Raw genomic sequence first — 2,557 nt, 5'->3', positions numbered from 1 at the left:
GAGCGCACGCGGGAGATCGGCATCCGTAAGGCGATCGGCGCAGGGCGCAAGCGCATCCTGCTGCAATTCCTGATCGAAGCGCTGGTGGTAAGCACCCTCGGGGGGCTCATTGGGGTCGCCGCTTCATGGGGCTTGCTCACCATCCTGTCGTTCGCGCTTGATACAGCCTATACCATGTCCGGCAGCATCACGCTGCTTGCCGTGGCCTTCTCGATGGCCATCGGGGTGATCTTCGGCATCAATCCCGCCAATAAAGCGGCCAAGATGGCTCCCATCGACGCACTCAGGACAGAATAAAAAAACAAGGACTGTCTTCCAAATACGGCGGACAGTCCTTGTTTTATGCCACCAGCTCAATCATCCGGCTTTTCATACAAAATAGTAGTTTGTGTCCCATGCGGGAATATACGGAAAATGCCGCAGGTACACCTTATAATCGTCGCGCATCTCCCGCACCAGCAGCGGGAGACGGAACATGTCGTCGTTTCTGTGATACGCAGATACGAGCATCTTGGGACGGTATTTTTGTATCGTCTCTTTTGCCCCGCGCAGCGCGGCAGCCTCCTGCCCTTCTACATCCAGCTTGATGTACGTTACCTCTTGCCCGCCGAGTATACTGTCAATGCGCTGTGCACATATTGTCTTTCCCTGCGCGCCCACGGCCGAATTGCGCCCGCCGCGCGTGTCAAAACGAATGTATGTGTCCTCATCATATGCCGCACAGTTGCAAAGCATTCTATTTCCAAGTCCCTCGGTTGATTTTTCCAGCCTGCGGAAATTTTTCTCGTCCGGCTCGATGGCGACGATCTGCCTATACCCACCTGCGTATTGCATAAATTCCGCGATCGTGTCCCCTGTGTATGCGCCCGCGTCCACGTATGTTTCCTGGTCACTGAGCCGCAGGATATCGCGGTACACTTCCCCGGCGCTGCTTTCACAATCAAACAGATCGTCAAGCTTTCCGCTTACCTTATAGTGCAGCATATCCATAAATGTCCGCCGGGAGAGGTCGTCTTCAAGCATCCTGTACGCGGCTTGCATCTCCTGCGCATATTTTTTTACATAGGCTGTATCAAACGCTTCTCCCCCGCCGACCACCGGCACGTCCGGCGCGTATGTTTCCTGCACTGCCGCAATGTCCTTGATGCGCTGCATCACCTCCGGCAGTTGCGTGCCGAACGCGACCAGCACGATCATATCGCCAAAACGTTCCTTTGCCTGTGCATAGGTTGTCACTTCGAACCCGCGAAATCGCTGCCCACGGCAAAATTCGTCGCTCGCAAACACCCCCGCAGCGGCAATGCCGCGCCGCCCAAGCTCGTCCAGTATCTTGTCTGCGCCGTCGCCCATGCCGTACAGCACAATAGGCTTTTTCGTCTCATTCAGGTGCTCCCACAGCGAAACCTGTTCTAAAAATTCCATCATAGTATTATTTTAGCATATACCGTTGTTTTGTGGTATAATAAACGGACTTGGTCAAAAAACGGTAATGGAGTAAAAAATGATAACAGTAACAAATTTAAGCCTTAATTTTAGCGGAACAAACCTGTTTTCAGGGGTGAACCTCAAATTCACACCGGGAAACTGCTATGGCATCATCGGCGCGAACGGCGCCGGAAAATCGACGTTTCTGCGCATCCTCTCGGGCGATCTAGAATCCACGACAGGTGATGTGCATATTCAGGAAAATACGCGTATGTCGGTCTTAAAGCAGGATCACTTTGCATTTGACGAATATACGGTGCTCGAAACTATCATGATGGGCAATCCGCGCTTGGCGGAGATCACAAAAGAAAAGGACGCGCTTTATGCAAAACCTGATTTTCCAGAGGAAGACGGCATCCGCGCGGGCGAGCTGGAAGGCGAATTTGCAGAGCTCAACGGCTGGGAGGCAGAATCAGACGCTTCCAAGCTGATCCAGGGGCTCGGCCTTAGCGAAGACATTCTCTATCAGCAAATGTCCTCCCTGCCTGATAACGAGAAGATCAAAGTGCTGCTTGCACAGGCGCTGTTCGGTCAGCCGGATATCATCTTACTTGACGAGCCTACCAACCATCTGGACGTGTCGAGCGTACACTGGCTGGAGGATTTTCTGATGGACTACGAAGGTACGCTCATCATCGTGTCGCACGACCGTCATTTTCTCAATACGGTATGTACGCACATGGTGGACATCGATTATAGCAAAATCAAAATGTACGTGGGCAACTACGAGTTCTGGTACGAATCAAGCCAGCTGATCCAGAGAATGACGCGCGACCAGAATAAAAAGAGCGAAGAAAAGGCAAAGGAGCTGCAGGCATTCATCCAGCGCTTCTCCGCCAACAAATCCAAATCCAGGCAGGCGACCTCGCGTAAAAAGCTTCTCGAAAAGCTTGAGTTCGAGGAAATGCCCGCCTCCTCCCGCCGCTATCCGTTCGTGGGCTTCACGCCCGACCGCGAGATCGGCAAAGAGGTACTGACTGTGGAGCACCTCAGCAAAACGATCGACGGCGAAAAGGTATTAAATGATATCAGCTTCACCGTGGGACGCGAGGACAAGATCGTCTTCTTAGGC

3 protein-coding genes are annotated in these 2,557 nt (G+C 52.8%); 2 read left to right on the top strand and 1 reads right to left on the bottom strand.

Annotation, left to right across the window (positions count from 1 at the left end; all coding sequences use genetic code 11):
* Window positions 1-297 (top strand): ABC transporter permease (locus VB081_RS10785; protein ID WP_323400820.1); only part of this gene is annotated, 297 nt, incomplete at its 5' end.
* Window positions 298-369: 72 nt separating this feature from the next.
* Here VB081_RS10785 and VB081_RS10780 read toward each other — a convergent pair.
* Window positions 370-1,425, bottom strand: coding sequence for an FkbM family methyltransferase (locus VB081_RS10780; RefSeq protein WP_323400819.1), 1,056 nt, complete (start codon window positions 1,423-1,425; stop codon window positions 370-372).
* Window positions 1,426-1,501: 76 nt separating this feature from the next.
* On the opposite strand from VB081_RS10780, the gene VB081_RS10775 reads away from it, so the two are divergent.
* Window positions 1,502-2,557, top strand: a 1,056-nt coding sequence (locus VB081_RS10775) for an ABC-F family ATP-binding cassette domain-containing protein (protein WP_323400818.1), incomplete at its 3' end; no start/stop codon positions are given.

Source organism: Christensenella sp., from assembly GCF_034927525.1.
Classification (GTDB): domain Bacteria; phylum Bacillota; class Clostridia; order Christensenellales; family Christensenellaceae; genus Christensenella.
This window is presented reverse-complemented; position numbering and strand designations above follow the sequence as displayed.

Excerpts from the sequence above, each read along its gene's own strand:
- VB081_RS10780 (WP_323400819.1), bottom strand. The coding sequence starts at position 1,425 with ATGATGGAATTTTTAGAACAGGTTTCGCTGTGGGAGCACCTGAATGAG.